Origin of the sequence: Pseudomonas sp. A-R-19 (assembly GCF_019956575.1) — a bacterium.
In the GTDB taxonomy this organism is placed as follows: domain Bacteria; phylum Pseudomonadota; class Gammaproteobacteria; order Pseudomonadales; family Pseudomonadaceae; genus Aquipseudomonas.
On sequence record NZ_JAHBDR010000038.1, the window covers coordinates 250,315 to 270,085 of the forward strand.

Consider the following 19,771-nt stretch of genomic DNA (forward strand, 5'->3'; position numbering starts at 1 on the left):
AGGATTATACCTGAGCTATGACCTCACGCGCCAGTTGAGGTCGGGTTTGATGCGGAAACATTGCGACTCAAGAGGTCGCGCAGTTGATTTTTCTCTTCGCTGGTCAATTCGCTTTGACGCGCTTTTCTGAGAAGTTGTTCCAGGTTTCGCTCGCGTTGGCGGGCTGACAAGCTAGTAATGGTGTCGAAAAACTGTTGTTCAAGGTTATCTCCATCAATCAGCCATTCCTTTTCCGCCAGGGCCTTGAGCAGGCGGCCTTGTTCTGTGCCGTGCCAACGGGCAATCAGCTGAATTGAGTTTAGCTTGGGATTCTTCTGCACGGCTTCGAGCAGCGCCACCAGCAATTGTGTGTTGGTGTGATCCTCGGCGGCGAAGTGCCCGGCATCCTCGACTTTTTCGGCCAGTTGCGGGTGATGCAGCAACGTGCGCAAGGCGGCGAGGGTTGGCGGTTCTACGGCGGCGGGCACCCGTGGCGCGCGGGGTTGATCACGATCACCGCCCCGTTTGCCATTCTTGTCCCACGGTTTCTTGTCCCATTTCTTGCCTCCTGCACCGGGCTTCTTCGGCGTCCATTCCTGCTGCGGCACATACATTTCCTGTGCCTGCGGCTGATGATAGTCGCTGTAATCGGGCATTGCGTCGTAATCGATGCCCGGGTCGTAGGCCGGCGGTGCTTCCTGCGGGGCGCTTTGTGCCAGCTGGCTCACCGCTTCGCCACTAAGGCCGGTGATTTCGCTCAGGCGCTGACGCATCAGGGTGCGCAGGTTGGCGCCCGGGACTTTGTCGATCAGCGGCGCGGCGAGGGTGGCCATGTGCGCCTTGCCCTCGAGCGAGCGCGGATCGGCTTCTTCGGTCAATTGCTGGAAGAAGTAATCGGCCAGAGGCTGCGCATGCTGGTTGATCCGTGCGCGGAAGGCGTCGGTGCCTTCGGAGCGCACCAGGGTGTCCGGGTCTTCGCCTTCGGGCAGGAACAGGAAACGTGCACGGCGACCGTCCTGCAAGCTCGACAGTGTCGCCTCCAGCGCCCGCCATGCGGCATTGCGGCCGGCCTGGTCACCGTCGAAACAGAACAGCACGCTCGGTACGACACGAAACAGTCGCTTGAGGTGCTCCTCGCTGGTGGCGGTGCCCAGGGTCGCGACGGCATTGCGCAGGCCTTGCTGGGCCAGGGCAATGACGTCCATGTAGCCCTCGACGACGATGATCTCGTCGAGGTTGCGGTTGGTCTTGCGCGCTTCGTACAGGCCGTAGAGTTCCTGGCCTTTATGGAAAACCGGGGTTTCCGGGGAGTTCAGGTATTTCGGCTTGTCGTCGCCCAATACCCGGCCGCCAAAAGCGATGACGCGCCCGCGACTGTCGCGGATCGGAAACATCACGCGGTCGCGGAAGCGGTCATAGCGTTTACCGCTTTCGGCGTTTTCGATCAGTAGGCCGGCATCGATCATGGCTTTTTGTTGCAGGGTATCGCTGCTCAAGTGCTTGAACAGGTTGTCCCAGCCGGGTGGCGCAAAGCCGAGGCCGAAGTCCCGGGCGATTTCGCCGGTCAGCCCGCGACCTTTCAGGTATTCCACGGCGGCCTTGCGCGATGGATGGCTTTTCAGGGCCTGGCGATAAAAGTCGGCAGCGGCGCTCAGGAGCGGGTACAGCGGCGAATCGGTCGGCTGCCGTGGTTTATGCGGTCGGCCGCTTTCTTCGCGGGGGATTTCCATGCCGGCGGCTTTGGCCAGTTCTTCGACAGCCTGGACGAAATCCAGGTTGTCGTGGTCCATGATGAAGCCGAGGGCGTTGCCGCCAGCGCCGCAGCCGAAGCAGTAATAGAACTGCTTGTCGGGGCTGACGCTGAACGACGGAGTCTTTTCTTTATGGAACGGACAGCAGGCAGTGTGGTTCTTGCCGGCTTTTTTCAGTTGCAGGCGCGAGCTGACCACGTCGACGATGTCGGTGCGGTTCAGAAGGTCGTCAATGAAGCTCTGGGGAATTAACCCGGCCATGGCGTTCTCGTCATCTGCGCTGAAAGGGACCCGAAACGTACGGCGACCGAACGCGGTCATTGCTTGAGGCGCGCAAAGTGTGCGGCTCGACCAGTGTCGTCTGCGTAATCGCTGTCGGGAAGTGTATCTGCCGAAAATCCACTGACGTTAATGCCATCAGTATTCGACTGTTCGAATGTGTTGCGCTGAATCCGGCTGCGGCCAGTAACAGGCCTCGGATAGCTCATCATTTGGCACGCAAGCAGGCGCCTTGGGCTGATCGTCGTGAGAGGAATCAGTGGGTGTGCTCGTCAGTAGCCTTGAAAGGCTCGTCAGAAAAGACGTGCACCGCTGGCAAAAGAGCCAGGTCTGACGCGGTGAAGCAGATTTGTCTCGGTCGCGTCTGCGGCTTCGACAGTGAAGCATCAAGCGTTTTACGCAAATGCCATAAGCCCGGCTGAGGGCCGGGCTTGGCAGAAGCTTGCTACGATCGTCTGTGTATTAGTACAGACGAACGGCGCGGCGCTGTTCGCGCTGAACTTTCTTGGCGTGACGCTTAACAGCGGCTGCTGCTTTGCGCTTACGCTCAGAAGTTGGCTTCTCGTAAAATTCGCGGCTACGAACTTCAGCCAGTACACCGGCTTTTTCGCAGGAGCGCTTGAAACGACGCAGAGCTACGTCGAAGGGTTCGTTCTCTTTTACTTTGACGGCTGGCATCCAGAGCTACCTTCATTCATTACCGGGGTCAACATCCTCGCGGCAAAAGAGCACTTGAAGACGTCGGTTTTTAAGGGTTGCGGATGTTAACCCCTCATCGCTCGGAATGCAAAGCCTCTGATCGAAAACCGCTGGTCGGGGCATCACGCGACGACTATTATGCGCGCCTTCGAATTCAGCCTAAACAAGGCGCAAACCCATGCTAGTACTGGGATTAGAAACCTCCTGCGACGAAACTGGTGTCGCATTATATGACAGTGAACGCGGCCTGCTGGCCGACGCGCTGTTCAGTCAGATCGACCTGCACCGCGCCTATGGTGGCGTGGTGCCGGAGCTGGCTTCGCGCGATCACGTCAAGCGCATGCTGCCCTTGATTCGTCAGGTGTTGGCCGAGGCCGACTGCGTGCCGACCGAGATCGATGCGATCGCCTACACCGCGGGTCCTGGCCTGGTCGGTGCCTTGCTGGTAGGGGCTTCCTGCGCCCAGGCGCTGGCCTTTGCCTGGGGCATTCCAGCCCTCGGCGTGCATCACATGGAAGGCCACTTGCTGGCGCCGATGCTGGAGTCGCAACCGCCAGAATTCCCGTTCGTCGCTTTGTTGGTGTCCGGTGGCCATACGCAACTGGTTCAGGTCGACGGAATTGGTCAGTACACGCTCTTGGGCGAGACCCTGGATGACGCTGCCGGCGAAGCTTTCGACAAGACGGCCAAGATGATGGGCCTCAATTATCCGGGCGGACCGGAGATCGCTCGCCTTGCAGAGCAGGGTGTTGCAGGACGTTTCGTCTTCCCACGTCCGATGTGCGACCGCCCGGGCCTGGATTTCAGCTTCAGTGGCTTGAAAACCTTTGCGTTGAACACCTGGCAACAGTGTGTCAGCGCTGGGGACGACGGCGAGCAAGCCCAATGCGACATCGCGCTGGCGTTCCAGCAGGCCGTGGTGGAGACTTTGACCATCAAGTGCAAGCGTGCCCTGAAGGCCGCCGGCATGAAGCGCCTGGTGATCGCTGGGGGCGTCAGTGCCAACAAGGCGTTGCGCACTTCCCTGGAAAAAATGCTCGGCGATATGAAGGGCGATGTTTTTTATGCCCGTCCGCAGTTCTGCACCGATAACGGCGCGATGATCGCCTTTGCCGGCTGCCAGCGCTTGCAGGCCGGCCAGCAGGAAAGCCTGGCGATCAGCGTACAGGCGCGCTGGCCGATGGAGCAGTTGTCGGCGTTGTGATGAGCGGTGCTCGTGTCTGGTCGCTAGAAATGCCGTTCGCGCCCGGCGAACAGGTCGCGTAGATTGCCGCGATGACGCCAGACGATCAGCCCGGTGAGCGTGCTCATGGGCAGCAGGGCGGCCGGCTCTTGCCAGGCCAGCAGCGGCAGGGTCAGGGGCGTGGCGATCAGGGCGGCCAGGGAGCTGGTGCGGGTCAGGTAGAACGTCAGGAGCCAGGCGCAGACCGCCAGAAGGGCTGCGGGCGGGTATAGCCCCAGCAGCATGCCGGCCGCGGTGGCGACACCTTTGCCGCCGCGAAAGCGGAAGTACAACGGAAACAGATGGCCGATAACGGCATAGACGCCGATCCAGGCCTGTTCCTGCTGCGAAAGACCGGCAAGACGCGCAATCAATACCGGCAGCAGGCCTTTGCAAAGGTCGCCGAGCAGGGTCAGGATGGCGAGTTTCTTGCCGGCCAGGCGCAACATGTTGGTGGCGCCGGCATTGCCCGAGCCACTCATTCGCGGATCGGGGTTACCGGTCAGGCGGCTGAGCAAAATGGCAAAGGACAGAGAGCCGAGCAGGTAGGCGAGGATCGCCAGTAACCAAAACATGCTAACTATTCCGGGCGAGGACGCCCTGATTCTAACGGCGCATTGCGCCCTTGTCGTGTAGCGGAGAGAAGTGCTTGGACAGAGTGTTTATCGAGGGCCTGGAAGTCGACACGGTGATCGGTGCCTACGACTGGGAGCGAGGCATCCGACAGTGCTTGCGTCTTGATCTGAGCTTCGCCTGGGATAATCGCCTGGCCGCAGCCGGTGATGACCTGACCCTGGCGCTCGACTACGCCAGTGTTTCCTCGCGCATCCAGGTATTTGCCGAGCAGGCGCAATTCCTGCTGGTCGAAACCTTCGCCGAACGCCTGGTTGAAGTGCTGATGAGCGAATTCAAAATCACCTGGATGCGCCTGAAGCTGACCAAGCCCGGTGCCGTCCCGGCTGCCATTGGCGGTGTGGGTGTGGAGATCGAGCGCGGATGTCGCTGACTCAGGTGTACCTCGGGCTCGGTAGTAATATCGAGCGTGAAACCCATTTGCAGGCTGGGCTCGATGCATTGGCGGCGTTTCTTGTGGAAATCCGCTGTTCTGCGGTGTTCGAAAGTCAGCCTGTGGGCATCAAGAGCGGGCCGTTCTTCAATTTTGTGGTGTCGGCCTATACCGATCTGCCGCTGATTGAGCTTGATCGTCGATTGAAGTTCATCGAGGCGGATAACGGTCGTTATGCGCCGGATCGCCGAGGATTGCCTCTGGATATCGACGTGTTGTTGTTCGGTGACCTGGTGGGCAACTTCGATGGCCTGGTCTTGCCTCGGGCAGAAATCCTGAAAAATGCGTTCGTTCTGTGGCCGTTGTCGTTGATAGCGCCGGATCGCGTGCACCCGGGCGTAGGCAAGAACTTTGCGACCTTGTGGAGTGAAGCGCAGATTGATCAGGTGCTGGCGCCGGTAGCTTTCGAGTGGCGTGGCGAGCAATTGACGCCTTCAGATTTGTTGTGACCTGACCGGCCTCTTCGCGAGCAAGCCCGCTCCCACAGGTACGATGCGATCCCTGTAGGAGCGGGCTTGCCCGCGATGGCGTCAGTCAGGTCGACGCAGTCTCTTTGTAAGCCTTCAAGGCTTTTAGCCGCTCACGCTTGATCGCCTCACCCAACTCCGGCCCCTTGAAGCCTTTCTCCAGCAAGGGCTGAACCGCCACGCTACGAGCCGCAGTTGCCGCGCCGCGCAAATAATCCGCCTGTGGATAACTTCTTTCTTCCAGCCCTTCGCGCCCACGCGCATCCATCTCGCATGCCGCGATGAACTCCTCAAACCGTTGTGGCCGACGGTAAATGTCGAAGCTCTGCAGCAACTCCAACAGCGTCGATGGCTTCAGCTCAAGGGCGCGATGGCCATGGGTGTGATACTCGCCCACCAGCAGCGCCAGTTCCTGGCAGTCCCTCGGCACCTTGAAGCGTTCATTGACCGCTTTGATCAGCTTCAGGCCCTTGAACTCGTGGGCAATGTGTCGCGGCCATTCTTCCTCTGGCGTCAGGCCTTTGCCCAGGTCGTGCAGCAGGCAGGCCCAGCGCACGGTCAGCGGTTGTTTGTGAGTGGCGGCTTGCTGCAACACACTCAGGGTATGCGCGCCTGTATCGATTTCGGGGTGATGGGCGGGTGGTTGCGGTACCCCAAACAGCGCATCTACCTCCGGCATCAGCACCTTGAGGGCGCCGCAGGCGCGCAAAACCTCAACGAATACCTGCGGCTGATCTTCCATCAGGGCGCGGGAGATTTCCTTCCAGCTGCGCTCCGGGGTCAGTGCTTCAAGCTCGCCTGAGTCGCTGAGTTGGCGCATCAGTTCCAGGGTTTCCGGGGCGACGGTAAAGCCCAGCGCCGCATAACGCGCCGCAAAGCGGGCAACACGCAGGACCCGGAGTGGATCTTCGGAAAATGCTGGGGAAACATGGCGAAGCAGGCGTGCTTCGAGATCACGCTGGCCGTGGTACGGGTCGGTCAGGTTCTGCTGATCGTCTTCGGCCATGGCATTGATGGTCAGGTCGCGACGGATCAGGTCTTCTTCGAGGGTGACCTCAGGGCTGGCGTGAAAGGTGAATCCGCCGTAACCGCGTCCGCTTTTGCGCTCGGTGCGGGCAAGGGCGTATTCCTCACCGCTTTTTGGATGAAGGAACACCGGGAAATCCGCACCTACCGGGCGGAAACCCTTGGCGAGCATTTCTTCGGTGGTGGCGCCGACCACGACCCAGTCGATATCGGTAACCGGTTTGCCCAGCAGGCGATCACGAACCGCGCCACCGACTTTATAAATACGCATAAAAAACCTCCGTTAGCTCGACAGGATAACCGTTGCATCGAGCTTTCGGAGGTACAAGCCGGATCAAAGATGGATGACAGCCAGGTCCAGGCGCCCGTAATCACCTTCGCTGTGCTCGTTTCTGGGTGGTACATGGTGGGTTTTCATCACGGTTTCCCCTTGCAGGGTTTCCAGGTGAATGTCGAATCCCCACAAGCGGTGCAAGTGTTTGAGTACTTCTTCGGTCGACTCCCCTAGCGGTTTGCGGTCGTGTTGCTGGTGACGCAGGGTTAGGGAGCGGTCACCACGCCGGTCGATGCTGTAGATCTGCACGTTGGGTTCGCGATTGCCCAGGTTGTACTGCGCCGCGAGGGTTTCTCGGATGATGCGGTAGCCACCTTCGTCATGAATGGCGGGTACCAGCAGGTCGTCCTTCTGGTCGTCATCGAGAATGCTGAACAGCTTCAGGTCGCGGATCACCTTGGGCGACAGGTACTGCAGGATGAAGCTCTCATCCTTGAAGCTGCTCATGGCGAACTTGATGGCTGCAAGCCAGTCGGTACCGGCAATGTCAGGGAACCAGCGGCGATCTTCTTCCGTAGGTTCTTCGCACATGCGCCGGATGTCGCGGTACATGGCAAAACCCAAGGCGTAGGGGTTGATACCGCTGTAGTAAGGGCTATCGAAGCCCGGCTGGAACACCACGCTGGTGTGGGACGTCAGGAACTCCATCATGAAGCCGTCGGTGACCAGGCCCTCGTCGTACAGGTCGTTCATCAGGGTGTAGTGCCAGAACGTGGCCCAACCCTCGTTCATCACCTGGGTCTGACGCTGTGGATAAAAATACTGGGCGATCTTGCGCACGATGCGCACGATTTCCCGTTGCCATGGCTCCAGCAGCGGTGCATGTTTTTCGATGAAATACAGGATGTTTTCCTGAGGTTCGGCGGGGAAGCGTGCGTTGTCCTTGTCGCTGTACTTGTCCGCGCCCTTGGGAATGGTGCGCCACAGATCGTTGATCTGTTTCTGTAAATGCTCCTCCCGGTCCTTTTGCCGGCGACGTTCTTCTTCCGCGGAAATCGGATAGGGGCGTTTGTAGCGGTCGACACCATAGTTCATCAGCGCATGGCAGGAGTCGAGCAGGTCCTCGACCGCGTCGATACCGTGGCGTTCTTCGCACTGCATGATGTACTGCTTGGCAAAGACCAGGTAATCGATGATCGAGCTGGCGTCGGTCCAGGTGCGGAACAGGTAATTGCCTTTGAAAAAGCTGTTGTGGCCGTAGCAGGCATGGGCCACCACCAGCGCCTGCATGCAGATGGTGTTTTCTTCCATCAGGTAGGCGATGCACGGGTCGGAGTTGATCACGATCTCGTAGGCCAGCCCCATCTGGCCGCGGCTGTAGGACTTTTCAGTGCTGAGGAAGTGTTTGCCGTAGGACCAGTGGTGATAACCCAGCGGCATACCGACCGAGGCGTAGGCGTCCATCATCTGTTCGGCGGTGATCACTTCGATCTGGTTGGGGTACGTATCGAGGGCATAACCGGCCGCAATACGACTGATTTCGCGGTCGTACGCCTGGATCAGCTCGAACGTCCATTCGGAGCCGGTGGAAATGGGTTGGCGCTTCTGCTCTTTGGCGGTCATGTCACTAACCTGCGCTGGAAGAGTTCACGGAAGACCGGATAGATATCCCCGGCCGAGACCAGTTGTTGCTGGGCAAACGTGTCGGAAAAGGCTTCGGCGATGCGCTCGTATTCGAACCATAGGGCCTGGTGTTCGCGCGGGGTGATCTCAACGTAAGTGTAGTACTGCACGAACGGCATGATCTGGTTGATCAGGATGTCACGGCAGATCGGCGAGTCGTCGTTCCAGTTGTCACCGTCGGAAGCCTGGGCGGCGTAGATGTTCCACTCGTTGCTCGGGTAACGCTCGGCCATGATTTCCTGCATCAGTTTCAGGGCGCTGGAGACAATGGTGCCGCCGGTCTCCCGGGAGTAGAAAAACTCCTCTTCATCCACTTCGCGGGCACTGGTGTGATGGCGGATGAATACGACGTCGATTTTGTCGTAGTTACGCTTGAGAAACAGATACAGCAGGATAAAGAAGCGCTTGGCGATGTCCTTGGTCGCCTGGGTCATTGAGCCGGACACGTCCATCAGGCAGAACATCACGGCCTTGGAGCTGGGATTGGGTTGTTTGATCAGCAGGTTGTACTTGAGGTCGAACGTGTCGAGGAACGGGATGCGATGAATGCGCGCACTGAGTTTTTCGATTTCTTCTTCGACTTTCTGAATATCGCCGAAGTTATCGGGTTCTTCCTGCTTGAGTCGCAGAAGTTCTTCCTTGGCTTCGCGCAGTTTTGCCCGGCTGCTGCCGGACAGGGCGATCCGTCGGGCATGGGCTGAACGCAGGGTACGGATGATGTTGATCCGCGACGGGTTGCCCTCGCTGCTGATCCCGGCACGTACGGTCTTGAAGGTATCGGTGCCGGTCAGGTTGCGCTTGACCAGGTTTGGCAGCTCAAGGTCCTCGAACATGAATTCGAGGAACTCTTCCTGGGTGATCTGGAAGACAAACTCATCCATCCCTTCGCCGGAATTGCCGGCCTTGCCGGGACCTCGACCGCCACCACCTCCCGGTGGGCGGGCGATATGTTCGCCGCTGGTGAATTCCTTGTTGCCCGGGTGCACGACCGTTTGCTTGCCGCCGCGCCCGTGGTGGAGCACCGGCTCGTCGATGTCGCGGCCGGGAATGCTGATTTGTTCGCCGTGTTCCATATCGGTAATGGAACGCCGACTGACCGCCTCTTCGACAGCCTTCTTGATGTGATCACGGTAGCGTCGCAGAAACCGCTGGCGGTTTACCGTGCTCTTGTTCTTGCCATTGAGACGTCGGTCGATCACATAGCTCATGACTGCTCCTTAGAAGCTGTCCTGAAAGGGGCGAGCGGTGATACAGCATCGAACCGAGAGCCGAGGGATATTGAACGCTCCCCCAAGCGCTTTGGATGCTGCCTGAACTCGCTACCGACTTTCGAACACCTTCCAGAGGCCTGTGTAACAGAAAAAGCGCACACAGGTCTCTGGCTGACGACAACCGGTCTGACCGGCAGCGGGTTATTGTGATTTTCTGACCCGCAAGTACCACTCGGACAGCAGTCGTACCTGTTTGTCGGTGTAGCCCCGCTCGACCATCCGTGTGACGAAGTCGTTGTGTTTCTGCTGGTCCTCTTTGCTGGCCTTGGCATTGAAGCTGATGACTGGCAGCAGGTCCTCGGTGTTGGAGAACATTTTCTTCTCGATGACCACCCGCAGTTTTTCGTAGCTGAGCCAGGTAGGGTTCTTGCCGTTGTTGTTGGCCCGGGCACGCAGGACGAAGTTGACGATTTCGTTGCGGAAATCCTTCGGATTGCTGATGCCGGCCGGTTTCTCGATTTTCTCCAGTTCTTCGTTCAGGGCTACGCGGTTGAGGATTTCGCCGGTTTCCGGATCGCGGTATTCCTGGTCCTGGATCCAGAAGTCGGCGTACAGCACATAACGATCGAAGATGTTCTGGCCGTACTCGCTATAGGACTCGAGGTAGGCGGTCTGGATCTCCTTGCCGATGAATTCGATGTAGCGCGGTGCCAGGTACTCCTTGAGGAAGCGCAGATAGCGTTCGCGGGTCTCGGCCTGGAACTGTTCCTGTTCGATCTGTTGCTCCAGCACATAGAGCAGATGCACCGGGTTGGCGGCGATTTCGTGCGGGTCGAAGTTGAACACCTTCGACAGGATCTTGAACGCGAAGCGGGTGGAGAGACCGTTCATGCCTTCGTCGACACCGGCGTTGTCGCGGTATTCCTGGATCGACTTGGCTTTCGGATCGGTATCCTTGAGGTTCTCACCGTCGTACACGCGCATCTTCGAATAGATGTTGGAGTTTTCCGGCTCCTTGAGGCGCGAGAGCACGGTGAACTGGGCCAGCATCTTCAGGGTGTCCGGCGCGCAGTGCGCCTTGGCCAGCGAACTGTTGAACAGCAGCTTGTCGTAGATCTTCACTTCGTCACTGACCCGCAGGCAGTACGGCACCTTGACGATATAGATCCGGTCGATGAAGGCTTCGTTGTTCTTGTTGTTGCGGAAGGTGTGCCACTCCGATTCGTTGGAGTGGGCCAGCAGGATCCCGGTGAACGGAATCGCGCCGAGGCCTTCGGTACTGTTGTAGTTACCTTCCTGGGTGGCGGTCAGCAGTGGGTGCAGCACCTTGATCGGTGCCTTGAACATCTCCACGAACTCCATCAGGCCCTGGTTGGCCCGGCACAGGGCGCCCGAGTAGCTGTAGGCGTCGGCGTCGTTCTGCGGGAACTCCTCCAGTTTGCGGATATCGACCTTGCCCACCAGCGCCGAGATGTCCTGGTTGTTTTCGTCACCAGGTTCAGTCTTGGCCACGGCGATCTGATTGAGGATCGACGGGTAGAGTTTCACCACGCGGAACTGGCTGATGTCGCCACCGAATTCGGCCAGGCGCTTGGTCGCCCATGGCGACATGATGGTGTTGAGGTAACGCCGTGGAATGCCGAAGTCTTCCTCGAGGATCGCTCCATCTTCAGTGGAGTTGAACAGACCCAGGGGCGACTCGAACACTGGCGAGCCCTTGATCGCATAGAAGGGCACTTTTTCAATCAATTGTTTCAGCTTCTCGGCCAGGGACGATTTACCGCCACCGACAGGGCCGAGCAGGTAAAGGATCTGTTTCTTCTCTTCCAGGCCTTGAGCAGCGTGGCGGAAATACGACACGATCTGGTCGATGCATTCTTCCATCCCGTGGAAGTCTTCAAAGGCCGGATAGCGGCGGATGACTTTGTTGGAGAAGATGCGCGACAGTCTCGAGTTGGTCGAGGTGTCGAGCAGTTCCGGTTCACCGATGGCCAGCAGCAGACGCTCGGCGGCGGATACGTAGGCGCTGCGGTCCTTTTTGCACAGCTCAAGATACTCCTGCAGAGAGAGTTCTTCCTGGCGTGTGGACTCGAAGCGTTGTTGGAAGTGGCTAAAGATACTCATGACGTCACCTCGCTCGATACGTGGAGCCGACGCCGGATCACTCAGTCGATGCTGGCAGCAACCGTACAGGCGATTGCTGTTTACCCCCCAGAACTCTCCCGGAGCTGACGACTCCGAAAGCTACTCCCGATGACCCGTGCGCCGGTGTACCGGCTCTCCCCTGTTTTGGATGGCCTGGGCTTAAGGATAGTTGGGAATTCGGGAGGTAAAGGCGAGATACGTAATTAGTTGTGGCAGACCGTTCGTCTGCCACCGTGCTAGCCCGCGGGAGCCGGGGCCTGCAACGTTACAAAAAAATTATTCGGAAGTGCCTTGCGCCGTTTCCGCAGGATAGGTCGTACGCCACAACTCGAATCCGCCATCCATGCTGTAGACGTCGGAGAAGCCCTGGCTGATCAGGTAGGCGGCCGCACCCTGGCTGGAATTGCCGTGATAACAGACCACTACGGTCGGTGCATCGAGGTCGGCACCCTGGATGAAAGCGTGCAGGGAATGATTGTCCAGATGCTTGGAGCCTGCGATGTGCAGGGCGGCAAAAGTGGCCGGGTCGCGGACGTCGACCACCACTGCGCCTTGTTCGCGCAGGGTCTGGGCCTGTTCCGGGGGGATACGTTTGAATTCGCTCATGGCGGGCTCCTGTGGCTCGGCTGAATGGGCAGTCTAGCGCGGCGCGCTGGCTGGCGATGTTTGGGAAATGGATAAGGCGACTGGCGGCACGGCATGGCCGTGTTCGTCGCATTTGCAGGACAGGCGCTCAAGGCTGTCGACGTTCATCAGGGTCAGGGCGCCGCCCCAGACGCAGCCGGTGTCGAGGGCCGAGATGCCCGGCTCATGGACGTTACCTTCAAGCGCGGCCCAGTGGCCGAAGATGATTTTCACATCCTTGGTCTTGCGATCCTTGTGCTGGAACCAGGGCTTGTACCCAGGTGGCGCGGTATCGAGGCCTTCCTTGCTCTTGAGATCGAGTTTGCCTTCGGCGGTGCAAAAGCGCATGCGCGTGAAATAGTTGGTGATCACCCGCAGGCGCGTCACGCCTTTGAGGTCGTTGTCCCATTTCGCCGGGTCGTTGCCGTACATGCCATCGAGGTAGGGCGGCAACAGGTTGTCGTCACGCAAGGCAGTCTCGACTTCGGCGGCACATTTCAAGGCTTTGCGCAGCGACCACTGCGGTGGAATGCCGGCATGGACCAGTGCAACGTTGCGCTGTTCGTCGTAGTGCATGAGCTTTTGCTGGCGCAGCCATTCGAGCAGTTCGGCGCTATCGGGCGCGTCAATGATCTCGCGCAGGGTGTCGGCCTTCTTCAGGCGTTCGATGTTGCGTCCGGCCGCCAGCAGGTGCAGGTCGTGGTTGCCGAGCACGCAAACCAGCGATTCGCGGATGCTATAGAGGAAGCGCAGGGTTTCCAGCGACTGCGGGCCGCGGTTGACCAGATCGCCCACCAACCACAGGCGATCCCGTTGAGGGTCGAACGCCACTTGCTTGAGCAGGCATTGCAGGGCTTGAAGGCAGCCTTGCAGGTCGCCGACAGCGTACGTAGCCATCAGTGCAGGGCTCCGGGCACCGCCAGGCGGAAGGGCGCAATGATGGCATCGAAATGTTTGCCGTCGTCGGAAAGCATCTGATAGGTGCCTTGCATGGTGCCGACCTTGGTGGTCATGACCGTGCCGCTGCTATAGGTATGGCTCTTGCCGGGGTCGATCAATGGTTGCTGGCCGACTACGCCTGCGCCGCGCACTTCTTCGACATGCCCGTCACCATCGGTGATGACCCAATGCCGTGAAAGCAGTTTGGCGGGCATTTCGCCATTGTTTTGCACGGTGATGGTGTAGGCGAAGGCAAAGCGGTCGTGCTCGGGTTGCGATTGTTCTGCCAGATAGCGGGTGACGACGCTGACGTCGACCTGATAGCGAGGATCGGACATGCAAGGGGCCTTAAAAACGAAGCGGGACGCGGGGCGTAGCTGATGGAGTTCAGTCTAGGCCAAGTATCGGGTAGTAGACCAGAGTGGCGTCCTACCCGATAGCGCTCATCGCTTGTCAGTCAGTGGCAGGCTTTTGTGGCGCTTGCTCGCTGAGCTTGTCGGCCAGGCGCACGAAGGCGGCCAGGTCGAGCTGCTCGGGACGCAGGCTGCCATCGACGCCAGCGGCTTCGATTTCGGCATTGCTCAGCAGCAGCTTGAGGGTGTTGCGCAGGGTTTTGCGGCGCTGGTTGAACGCTTCGCGCACGACGCGCTCCAGCAAGCGGTGATCCTTGGCCGGGTGCGGCAGTACCGCGTGGGGCACCAGGCGCACGATGGCCGAGTCGACTTTCGGTGGCGGGTTGAACGCGCCCGGGCCAACGTTGAACAGGTGCTCGACCCGGCAATGGTACTGAACCATGATCGACAGGCGGCCCCAGTCACCACCGCCCGGGCCGGCAGCCAGACGCTCGACCACTTCCTTTTGCAGCATGAAGTGCATGTCGCGAATCAGGTGCGAGTTATGCAAAAGGTGAAAAATCAGCGGCGTGGAGATGTTGTACGGCAGGTTGCCGACCACTCGCAGGCTGCCTGGCGCGGCGTTCAGGCTGTTGAAGTCGAACTTCAGCGCATCGCCCTGATGCAGGTTGAAGTTGCTCTTGCCGGCAAACTGCTGGTTGAGGATCGGGATCAGGTCCTTGTCCAGCTCCACCACGTCGAGTTGCGCGCCGCTGCTGAGCAGGCCTTGGGTCAGTGCGCCCTGGCCCGGGCCGATTTCCAGCAGGCGGTCGTCGCTCTTGGCATGGATGGAGCGCAGGATGCGGTCGATAACGCCGGCATCGTGCAGGAAGTTCTGGCCAAAGCGCTTGCGCGCCTTGTGTTGGTATTGCTCGGTCATAAACGGGTCTCGGCCATCTGGTAGGCGGTTTCCAGGGCGACTTGCAGGCTGCCGGTGTCGATCTTGCCGCTGCCGGCCAGGTCCAGGGCTGTGCCGTGGTCGACCGAGGTGCGGATGATCGGCAAGCCGAGAGTCACGTTGACTGCCGCGCCGAAGCCTTTGTACTTCAGCACCGGCAGGCCCTGGTCGTGGTACATCGCCAGCACCGCATCGCAGTGCTCCAGATATTTGGGGGTAAACAGAGTGTCGGCGGGCAGGGGGCCACGTAGGTCCATGCCCTCGCCGCGCAAGCGCTCTAATGTGGGTTCGATGATATCGATTTCTTCATGGCCCAGGTGTCCGCCTTCGCCGGCATGCGGGTTGAGCCCGCACACCAGGATGCGTGGCTGGGCGATGCCGAATTTGTTTTGCAGGTCGGCGTGCAGGATCCGCGTGACGCGCTCCAGGCGCTCTGGCGTGATCGCATCGGCAATCTCGCGCAGGGGCAGGTGAGTGGTCACCAGGGCCACGCGCAAGCCGCGAGTGGCTAGCATCATCACCACTTGCGCGGTGTGGGTCAGGTCAGCGAGGAATTCGGTGTGCCCGGAAAAGGCGATGCCGGATTCGTTGATCACGCCTTTGTGCACGGGGGCGGTGATCATGCCGGCGAAATCCCCGTCCAGGCAGCCTTGGCCGGCGCGGGTCAGGGTTTCGAGGACAAAGGCAGCGTTGGCCTTGTCCAGTTGCCCGGAGACGACCTTGGCATTGAGCGGTGTATCCCAGACATACAGGCTGTTGGCGGGCGCGGGTGCATCCGGCCAGTTGTCCGGGGAGACCGGCAGCAAGTCGACAGCCACGCCCAGTTGCGCGGCCCGCTCGATGAGCAGGTCGCGGCTGGTAATGGCAATCAGGGGGTGGGGCTGGGCTTGCGAGGCGAGCAGCAGGCACAGGTCGGGACCTATGCCGGCTGGTTCACCGGGTGTCAGCGCGAAACGTTGGGGTTTCACTGCGCTGCCTGGTCGGCGCCAGGGAGTTTGATTTCCACGTACGCTTCGTCACGGATCTGACGCAGCCAGGTTTGCAGCTCTTCGTCGTATTTACGGTTACGCAATACGGTCATGGCTTGCTGCTCGCGAGCCTGGGAGGTGCTGTCGGTGGCGCGACGGCCAAGGACTTCCAGAACGTGCCAGCCGTATTGGGTCTGGAACGGCTTGGACAGCTGACCTTGCGGGGTCTTGGCCATCACTTCGCGGAACTCGGGCACCAGCGCGTTCGGGTCGATCCAGTTCAGGTCGCCGCCGTTGAGGGCCGAACCCGGGTCTTCCGAATAGCTTTTCGCCAGCTCGCCGAAGTCTTCGCCAGCCGCGATACGGCTGTAGAGCGATTCGGCCAGGGCCTTGGTTTTCGCTTCGTCGCGGATCGGGCTCGGTTTGACCAGGATGTGACGCACATGCACTTCATCGCGCATCTGGGTCTCGCCGCCACGCTTGTCGAGGATCTTCAGGATGATGAAGCCGCCCGGGGTACGCATTGGCTGGGTGACGTCACCCACCGGCATGGTGCTCAGCAGGCGATCGAACGGCGGAGGCAGTTGAGCGGCTTTACGCCAGCCCATGTCGCCACCTTCCAGTGCGGTTTCGCTGGCGGACTTGGCGATTGCCAACTGACCGAAGTCAGCGCCTTGCTTGAGCTGCTGGTAAATCGCATCGGCCTGTTTGGCTGCATTCTGAATCGCTTCGGAATTGGCGCTTTCCGGCGTTGGAATCAGGATGTTGGCAAGGTGAAACTCTTCGGACAGCTGCATCTTGCCAAGGTCCGATGCCAGGAAGTTCTTCACTTCCTGCTCGGAGACCTGAATGCGTTCGGCGACCCGACGCTGGCGCACGCGGCTGATGACCATTTCGCGGCGAATCTGCTCACGTGCGTCGTCGTAGGACAGGCCGTCGCGAGTCAGGGCGGCGCGGAACTGCTCGACCGACATGTTGTTGCGTTGGGCAATGGTGCCGACAGCCTGGTTCAGCTCTTCATCGGTAATGCGGATGCCGGAGCGCTCGCCGATCTGCAATTGCAGGTTTTCGACGATCAGGCGTTCAAGTACCTGCTGCTCCAGCACGCTGGACGGCGGCACGGCAGAACCACGCTTGGCAATGGTTTGCTGAACTTCACGGACACGGTGGTCCAGTTGGCTCTGCATGACCACGTCGTTGTCGACGATGGCCACCACTTTATCGATGGACTGTACGGCAGCACTGGCCGCCGTAGTCAGGAACAGCGCGCCCAGCATCAGCGGGCGCAGACAATCAGAAAGCTTGGTCTTCACGTTCACGATAACCTTGAATGCCTTTGTCGAGGAAGCTCTCTACCTTGGCGCCAGTCACGCCGCCGAGTCCCTTCAGAACAATTTGGAGGAAGACGCCATGGTCGCCTTTTTCGTTTTGCGGTGCTTCCTGGCTGAACTCGTCGTAATCAACGAAGTAGCGGTTGATCAGGCGCAGCTTCCAGCAGCAGTTGTCGTACTCGAAACCACCGAAGGCTTCCAGGGTACGGTTGCGGTTGTAGTCATACTGCCAGCGGCTGATAGCGCTCCATTGCGGCACGATCGGCCAGATCACCGAGAAGTCGTGCTGTTCGATCTTGTAGTAATCCTTCACGTAGCCAGGCTGGCCAGGGGTGCCGTAGTCACCGCCGCCCACAGTCCATTGACCGGTGTTCTGGTCATAACGGATCTGGTCGTTGCGATAGCGATAGCCGACGTTGACCACCTTGTTCGGGTTGTCTTCAGGCTGGTAGTGGAACATCGCGCTGCCCGAGCGAGGGCTGCGGCTGTCCGGGTCCCAGTTGTAGTCGGCCGTGGTACGCCAGTCGCGGTTCCAACGATACTCGTATTCCAGGGCGTAAGGTGAAACGCTGGCTTGCGTATCCTTGCGGGTCTTTGCATCGATACCCGGCAACTGAACTTCGCGGTCCTTGAAGTACAAGGCCTGGCCGACACTGATGCGTTGACGCTCGAAACCGTCGTCTTCGATCCAGCGGCTGGTCACGCCCAGGGACAGTTTATTCTCGTCGCCGACACGGTCGGAACCGGAGAAGCGGTTGTCACGGAACAGCGACGCATAGTTGAAGGTGTATTCGCTGGTATCGAATACCGGGATGTCTTCCTGGTCGACCTCGGGCACGTACAGGTAGAACAGGCGCGGCTCGAGAGTCTGGCGGTAGTTCTTGCCGAAATACTGGGTATTGCGATCGAAGTACAGGCCGCTGTCGATGCTGGCGATCGGTACGCCGCGGTTCTGGTTGCTGTCGAACTGGCCGTTGAGGTTTTGAGTCCCGTTTGCAGCTGCGGCTTGATTCTGAGCCGCGATCTGGCTTTTGCCGAGGCCGTCCAGGTCCAGTTGGTACTGGGTGTACTGGTACTTGAGCTTCGGCGTCAGGAAACCGTACGTCGTGTTCATCGGCAGGCTGATGGCGGGCGCGAGATTCAGGCGGTCGCCGTTGGCGCGAGCCAGGCCTTGAACGTTGTTATCGAGGCGAGGACTGCCGACGCCGTCCTCGTCAAAGTATGTCCCGCTCTGCAGATCGCGATCAAACCGCACAAGTTCGGTGTTGTAAGTGAAATCCAGGCCTTCCGGATGGTAAGGCAGCATGCCGTCGAGGGTGAGCTGCGGCAGGCGGTCGTACGGCGTAATGTTCGATACGCTCGCCAATTCGTACGCCTGGGCATTCGCGCGAGCGGTATAGCTCTCGCCGCGATAGGTCACGGAACCCTGCTGGTTCACGTAGTCGTTGTTTTTTATGCCAATCTGGTCGGTCTGCAGATCCTGGAAGTAATACGGATCGCTGATCTTGGTGTAGTCGACTTGCGTGAGCACTCGCGAGTCGAGACCACCCTTGTGCTGCCAGTTGTACATGTAGCGGGTTTTTTCGGCGTCGCTCTGCTTGTCGCGATCGTTGCTTTCGTCGTTGAGGTACGCCGCACCGAACTGGCCTTCGCTGGACTTGGTCAGGTAGCGGAATTCGCCTTCCATCAACAAGCCGTGCTTTTCCATGTAGCGCGGGTACAACGTGGCATCGTAGTTCGGCGCCAGGTTGAAGTAGTACGGGGTGACCAGCATGAAGCCGGTATCGCTGCCGGTGCCAATGGTCGGCGGCAGGAAGCCGGACTGGCGACGGTCATCGATCGGGAAATAGATGTACGGCGTGTACAGGACCGGAATGTCCTTGACCCGCAGTGTCACGTTGGTCGCCGTACCGAAACCGGTGGCCGGGTTCAGCGTGACGTTGTTGCCCTTGAGTTGCCAGGCGTTGCTGTTCGGTTCGCACGTGGTGTACGTACCATCCTTGAGGCGGATGATCGCGTTCTCGGCACGTTTGGCGTACAGCGCATTACCGCGGATGCGTGATTTGTGCATCACGTATTCGGCGTTGTCGACCTTGGCTTCACCGGTGTCGAGCTGCACGTCGGCGTGGTCGCCGACGATCAACGCGCCATTGTCGCGAATGCGCACGTTGCCGCTCAGTTCGCCACGGCTCTCGGCCTGGTAAAGGTTGGCTTCGTCGGCTTCGACCTGCATGCTGCCCTGACGCATGACAACGTCACCGGCCAGGGTCGCGACCTGCTCATCCTGCTTATAGCGGGAGGCTTTTGCGCCGATAAAGGTAGGTGCGTCACTTTTATTCGTCTTGTCATTCATGCCAGGACGAATCGGTTCGATATAGGAACCAGAGCAATAAGGACCGGTTTCGGCCAATTGTGCGGCGGTGAGCTGCTCGCGGGGAACCCAGTCGAGGTGACTGTAGTCTGCGCTACGCGACTTCAGGCCACGGCCTTTGGATTCGGTGACCAGTACCGGCTTGGCGCCAGTGTCTTCACTGGAACCATTCTCGGCCCGGGCTTCGCCGGTGGCGGAAACTGCGCTGCCGTCATGCACGGGACGCGGTGGCAATGCAGCCGCCGGCGCCTTTGGCGCACAGTCCCAGGAACCCGAAGCAGAGACTGAGCAGTCAAACTGTTCCGCGGCGACCACATAGGAAGTGGCGAGGGGTTGCAGGGCCAGCAAACTGCCGGTAACCAACAACGGAAATTTTTTACGAAACGCGGGGGATTTCAATGCCATCTTATTAGTCCGGGCTTCCTGCGTGCCATCTGCCCGCGGTG

General features: G+C 59.6%; 17 protein-coding genes. 3 read left to right on the top strand and 14 right to left on the bottom strand.

Annotated features, from left to right (window positions below; translation table 11 throughout):
- Positions 1-23: 23 nt before the first annotated feature.
- Together dnaG and rpsU are read right to left on the bottom strand one after the other, a co-directional pair.
- On the bottom strand, positions 24-1,991 hold the full coding sequence (gene dnaG, locus KGA88_RS07285) for a DNA primase (protein WP_008051597.1): 1,968 nt from the start codon (positions 1,989-1,991) through the stop codon (positions 24-26).
- Positions 1,992-2,471: 480 nt separating this feature from the next.
- Positions 2,472-2,687: a 30S ribosomal protein S21 gene (rpsU, locus tag KGA88_RS07290; protein ID WP_002551877.1), complete on the bottom strand. Its 216-nt coding sequence runs from the start codon at positions 2,685-2,687 to the stop codon at positions 2,472-2,474.
- A 199-nt stretch (positions 2,688-2,886) separates the two neighbouring features.
- Between rpsU and tsaD the strand changes: the two genes are divergently transcribed.
- The gene (gene tsaD / locus KGA88_RS07295) at positions 2,887-3,912 is read left to right on the top strand and encodes a tRNA (adenosine(37)-N6)-threonylcarbamoyltransferase complex transferase subunit TsaD (RefSeq protein WP_102700179.1); all 1,026 of its coding nucleotides are present in this window, start codon (positions 2,887-2,889) and stop codon (positions 3,910-3,912) included.
- Between the two features lie 23 nt (positions 3,913-3,935).
- On the opposite strand, the gene plsY is transcribed toward tsaD, so the two are convergent.
- Positions 3,936-4,505 carry a glycerol-3-phosphate 1-O-acyltransferase PlsY gene (plsY, locus tag KGA88_RS07300; RefSeq protein ID WP_007993197.1) on the bottom strand — a complete coding sequence of 190 codons (570 nt, stop codon included), beginning with the start codon at positions 4,503-4,505 and terminating at the stop codon, positions 3,936-3,938.
- 74 nt (positions 4,506-4,579) lie between these two features.
- On the opposite strand from plsY, the gene folB reads away from it, so the two are divergent.
- Positions 4,580-4,936: a dihydroneopterin aldolase gene (gene folB / locus KGA88_RS07305; protein ID WP_223589897.1), complete on the top strand. Its 357-nt coding sequence runs from the start codon at positions 4,580-4,582 to the stop codon at positions 4,934-4,936.
- Positions 4,927-5,445 (top strand): 2-amino-4-hydroxy-6-hydroxymethyldihydropteridine diphosphokinase, encoded by a 519-nt coding sequence (folK, locus tag KGA88_RS07310; RefSeq protein ID WP_110658299.1) that lies wholly within the window; start codon positions 4,927-4,929, stop codon positions 5,443-5,445. Before folB ends, folK begins: the two co-directional genes overlap by 10 nt.
- An 85-nt stretch (positions 5,446-5,530) precedes the next feature.
- On the opposite strand, the gene KGA88_RS07315 is transcribed toward folK, so the two are convergent.
- The 11 genes from KGA88_RS07315 to KGA88_RS07365 all read right to left on the bottom strand — a co-directional run bounded on the left by KGA88_RS07315 (position 5,531) and on the right by KGA88_RS07365 (position 19,730).
- Entirely contained in the window at positions 5,531-6,760 is a 1,230-nt protein-coding gene (locus KGA88_RS07315) for a multifunctional CCA addition/repair protein (RefSeq protein WP_223589900.1), read from the bottom strand.
- A gap of 63 nt (positions 6,761-6,823) precedes the next feature.
- Positions 6,824-8,386, bottom strand: coding sequence for a SpoVR family protein (locus tag KGA88_RS07320; protein ID WP_110658297.1), 1,563 nt, complete (start codon positions 8,384-8,386; stop codon positions 6,824-6,826).
- Positions 8,383-9,654 (bottom strand): YeaH/YhbH family protein, encoded by a 1,272-nt coding sequence (locus KGA88_RS07325; protein WP_110658296.1) that lies wholly within the window; start codon positions 9,652-9,654, stop codon positions 8,383-8,385. Before KGA88_RS07325 ends, KGA88_RS07320 begins: the two co-directional genes overlap by 4 nt.
- 204 nt (positions 9,655-9,858) lie before the next feature.
- Positions 9,859-11,781, bottom strand: a complete 1,923-nt coding sequence (locus tag KGA88_RS07330; protein WP_053162938.1) for a PrkA family serine protein kinase — start codon at positions 11,779-11,781, stop codon at positions 9,859-9,861.
- A 297-nt stretch (positions 11,782-12,078) separates the two neighbouring features.
- Positions 12,079-12,408, bottom strand: a complete 330-nt coding sequence (gene glpE, locus KGA88_RS07335; RefSeq protein ID WP_110658295.1) for a thiosulfate sulfurtransferase GlpE — start codon at positions 12,406-12,408, stop codon at positions 12,079-12,081.
- Between the two features lie 33 nt (positions 12,409-12,441).
- The gene (locus KGA88_RS07340; protein WP_223589902.1) at positions 12,442-13,323 is read right to left on the bottom strand and encodes a symmetrical bis(5'-nucleosyl)-tetraphosphatase; all 882 of its coding nucleotides are present in this window, start codon (positions 13,321-13,323) and stop codon (positions 12,442-12,444) included.
- Complete coding sequence (apaG, locus tag KGA88_RS07345; RefSeq protein WP_007980214.1) at positions 13,323-13,703, bottom strand: Co2+/Mg2+ efflux protein ApaG; 381 nt, start codon at positions 13,701-13,703, stop codon at positions 13,323-13,325. Before apaG ends, KGA88_RS07340 begins: the two co-directional genes overlap by 1 nt.
- Positions 13,704-13,818: 115 nt before the next feature.
- Positions 13,819-14,637 carry a 16S rRNA (adenine(1518)-N(6)/adenine(1519)-N(6))-dimethyltransferase RsmA gene (gene rsmA / locus KGA88_RS07350; protein ID WP_110658292.1) on the bottom strand — a complete coding sequence of 273 codons (819 nt, stop codon included), beginning with the start codon at positions 14,635-14,637 and terminating at the stop codon, positions 13,819-13,821.
- Positions 14,634-15,623 (bottom strand): 4-hydroxythreonine-4-phosphate dehydrogenase PdxA, encoded by a 990-nt coding sequence (gene pdxA, locus KGA88_RS07355; RefSeq protein ID WP_223589904.1) that lies wholly within the window; start codon positions 15,621-15,623, stop codon positions 14,634-14,636. Before pdxA ends, rsmA begins: the two co-directional genes overlap by 4 nt.
- On the bottom strand, positions 15,620-16,936 hold the full coding sequence (gene surA / locus KGA88_RS07360) for a peptidylprolyl isomerase SurA (RefSeq protein ID WP_411740835.1): 1,317 nt from the start codon (positions 16,934-16,936) through the stop codon (positions 15,620-15,622). The genes pdxA and surA overlap by 4 nt, the downstream gene beginning before the upstream one ends.
- Positions 16,917-19,730, bottom strand: a complete 2,814-nt coding sequence (locus KGA88_RS07365; protein WP_223589908.1) for an LPS-assembly protein LptD — start codon at positions 19,728-19,730, stop codon at positions 16,917-16,919. The genes surA and KGA88_RS07365 overlap by 20 nt, the downstream gene beginning before the upstream one ends.
- Between the last annotated feature and the right edge of the window lie 41 nt (positions 19,731-19,771).